The sequence below is a fragment of the Microvirga sp. P4_G7 genome, assembly GCF_056401005.1.
Genome location: NZ_JBFUKD010000407.1, coordinates 1 through 3,442, shown reverse-complemented (window position 1 = coordinate 3,442; position 3,442 = coordinate 1). Strand labels below are relative to the sequence as shown.

The window sequence follows — 3,442 nt, the reverse complement described above, 5'->3', positions numbered from 1 at the left end:
CTCGACGGCGACCGTCTATGGCAACACCGATGTCAGTCCCCTGTCCGAGGACCTTCCGGTCGCGCCGATCAATCCGTACGGACGCACCAAAGTGTCGACCGAATGGATGCTGGAGGATGTCGCGAACGCGCACGGCCTGCGTTACGCGGTGTTGCGCTATTTCAACGTCGCCGGCGCCGATCCGAAGGGACGCTCTGGCCAATCGACACCCCAGGCGACCCATTTGCTGAAGATCGCTTCGCAGGTGGCGTTGGGTTACCGGCCCCATCTCGACGTGTTCGGCACCGACTATCCGACCCCGGACGGGACGTGCATCCGCGACTACGTCCAAGTCAACGACGTGGCCCGCGCCCATCTCGCTGCGCTCAACCATCTCCGCGGCGGCGGCGACAACCTGATCCTGAATTGCGGTTACGGACATGGAGCTTCGGTTCTCGACGTCATTGCCGTGGTCAAAGCGGTCTCGGGCGTCGATTTCGAAGTCCGGTTCAGTCCGCGTCGGGGCGGCGATCCGGCCCGGCTCGTCGCCAAGGTCGATCGGCTGAGGGCACTCGGCTGGCAGCCGCGCTTCGACGACCTCGCTGCCATCGTCGATCAGGCCCTGCGATGGGAAAAAAACCTCGCGGCCCGGAAAGCTGCCTGAACGGGGCGTTGATCAACGATTCGTTAATGGCAATGATGGCGCAATGGGTCGATCGACCTGTCCCTGCGTGAGCAACCATCATGCTGAAAGCCTTTGTAATGCACCGCATTGTCTGCGGCGCTCTCCTTCTCGGTCTGACGAGCGCCGTCGGATTGGCGGCGGCCGTTTCGCCGGCGCGAGCGCAGGATCAAGCGCAGCAGGTGGGGTTCGATCGCTTCATCGCCGGCCTTTGGCCCGCGGCAAAGGCGCGCGGTGTCTCACGTGCGACGTTCGACGACGCGTTCCGCGGCGTGTCGCCGGACGCCAAGATCGTCGCGCTCACCAAGAAGCAATCCGAGTTCGTCCGCCCGATTTGGGACTATGTGGAAGGTTCGGTTTCGGCGCAGAAGCTGGAGCGCGGACGGCAGCTTGCGGCGCAATGGTCCAAGACCCTCGACGGGATCGAGCGCCGCTACGGGGTGCCGCGATCGGTCGTGCTCGGTGTTTGGGGCATGGAAACCAATTTCGGCAGCTTCACGGGATCGATCTACGTGGTGCGGGCGCTCGCAACGCTCGCCTATACCGGCTATCGCGGCGATTTCTTCAAGAAGGAATTGATCACGGCTCTCGAGATTCTCGAGCAGGATCATATCGATCGCGCAAAGATGCTCGGGTCCTGGGCCGGCGCCATGGGGCAGACCCAGTTCATGCCCTCGAGCTTCATGGAATTCGCGGTCGACGGCGACGGTGACGGCGCGCGCGATATCTGGGCGTCGATTCCCGATGCCCTGGCGTCGACCGCCCACTATCTGCGCCAGAAGGGTTGGGAGCCCGGTCTCGCCTGGGGCTTCGAAGTCGATCTCCCCAAGGGGTTCGATTTTCGCAATCTTCGCCAGGGTTTCGCAAGCTGGTCTGGTTTGGGCGTCCGCAGGGCCGACGGCAAGGCTCTGCCGCGGTCCGGCGAGGCGAGCCTGTTTCTGCCCGGCGGCGCGAGCGGCCCGGCTTTTCTGATCACGGACAATTTCGCGATCATCAAGACCTACAATTCGTCCGATGCCTACGCGATGGGTGTGGCCCATCTGGGCGATCGGGTGATGGGGGGCGGCCCGATCAAGGGCGATTGGCCGAAACACGAGCCCATGCTGAGCAAGGATCAGCGACAAGAATTGCAGAAGCGTCTCGCCTCTCTCGGCTTCTACCAAGGCGATGCCGATGGGATGCTGGGTTCCAAGACCCGTGAGGCGGTGCGCAATTTCCAGCTCGCAGCCAACCTTGTTCCCGACGGCTACGCCGACGGTCCTCTGCTGCGCGAATTGCGCGCGGCCCGCTGACGGCCCTCCTCGAAGGCCCTATAATGAGCGGGTCGTCGGGAGTTTCATCATAGATGCGTCTGGTGCCCTGCCTCCGTCTGGTATCGGTCATGCTTGCTGCACTCGCGGCAGGGAGCGCTTGGGCACAACCATACGGCTACCCGCCTCAGCAGCGTGGCTATTACGCATCGCCGCCACCTCAGCAACGGGCCCGCGATCCTCGCGCTTATCCTCCTGGCTATTACCCCGGAAAGCTCATCCAGCAGGCGCCGCAACAAGGGTTCAGTCTGAGACGCCTGTTCGGCATTCCGCCCGATCCCACACCTTATCAGCAGGCGCCCATCGCCCGTCCGGCACGCCCGAAGCCGGCTCCGAAGCCGGTGGTCGCGCGACAGGAACAGACGAAACCGAACGCGGCGACGCAGATCGTCGTCTTCGGTGATTCCCTCGCCGATTATGCAAGCCGTGGCATCGATGAGGCGTATGCCGAGTCCGAGGATGTCGCCATTGTGCGCAAGTCTCGCGGCGAGAGCGGACTTGTGCGCTCGAATCCGGACGAGTGGCCAAAATTCATCAGGGACACTCTCGACGGTGGTCAGAAGGTGACGCTCGCCGTGGTGATGCTGGGCGTGAACGATCGCTCGCCGATCAAGGAGGGCAACGACAGTTTCGAGCCGTTGACCGACCGCTGGCGGGATATCTACCGCCAGCGCGTGGAAGCGGTGGCGCGCCTGTTCAAGGAGCGCAATATTCCGTTCGTCTGGATCGGTCTGCCGCCGATGCGCAGCGACAAGCTGTCCGACGATCTCATCGCGATGAACGACATCTTTCGCGACGGCGCTCACCGCTTCGGCGGGGAATATGTCGATATCTGGCCGGGCTTCGTCGACGAGGAGAACCGGTACACGATGACCGGCCCCGATGTGGAAGGACAAACAGCGAAATTGCGCACGAACGACGGTGTGCTGTTCACCAGCGCCGGTGCGCGAAAGGTCGCCCACTTCGCCGATGTCGCAATCAAGACAATTCTCGATTCCGGTGCGTCCGGTGCCGTCAATGCGATCAAGCCCGGAGAGCCAGTTCCCGAGGGCGCTTCACTCGAAGCCTCGCTTCCGATGCCGCCTGAACCGGCTGATCTTCCGGTCTTGCCGTCGAAGCCCTTGATCGGCCCCGTGCTTCCTTTGACGCGACCGGATCTCGCGCAGGGCGGGACGCTGATCTCCACGCCACCGCGGCTGACGGGGGATCGCGCCTATCCGATCCAGCGCTCCTTGCGGGAAGGCGCGCCGTCAAATCCACCTCCGGGGCGCGCCGACGATTTTCGCTGGCCGCCGTCGTAGCGATTTGAACGACGCGCTTCGTTGCCTTCAGCGCGGCAGCACGCTCGAACCCATGAGGAATTCATCGATTGCGCGGGCCGCCTGCCTGCCTTCGCGGATCGCCCACACGACGAGGGATTGTCCGCGCCGCATATCGCCCGCGACGAAGACGTTGTCGCTCGATGTACGAT

At 63.6% G+C, this 3,442-nt stretch carries 3 protein-coding genes; all 3 read left to right on the top strand.

The window, feature by feature from the left end; translation table 11 throughout:
- A partial coding sequence (gene galE / locus AC1DT3_RS15460) for a UDP-glucose 4-epimerase GalE (RefSeq protein WP_477466132.1) occupies positions 1-643 on the top strand: 643 nt, incomplete at its 5' end.
- A gap of 80 nt (positions 644-723) precedes the next feature.
- The gene (locus AC1DT3_RS15455) at positions 724-1,953 is read left to right on the top strand and encodes a lytic murein transglycosylase (protein ID WP_477466131.1); all 1,230 of its coding nucleotides are present in this window, start codon (positions 724-726) and stop codon (positions 1,951-1,953) included.
- A gap of 62 nt (positions 1,954-2,015) precedes the next feature.
- A complete protein-coding gene (locus tag AC1DT3_RS15450) occupies positions 2,016-3,272 on the top strand; it encodes an SGNH/GDSL hydrolase family protein (protein WP_477466130.1) in 1,257 nt (418 codons plus the stop codon).
- Positions 3,273-3,442: the final 170 nt, after the last annotated feature.

Coding starts and splice junctions, on each gene's coding strand:
- AC1DT3_RS15455 (WP_477466131.1), top strand. CDS start 724: ATGCTGAAAGCCTTTGTAATGCACCGCATTGTCTGCGGCGCTCTCCTT.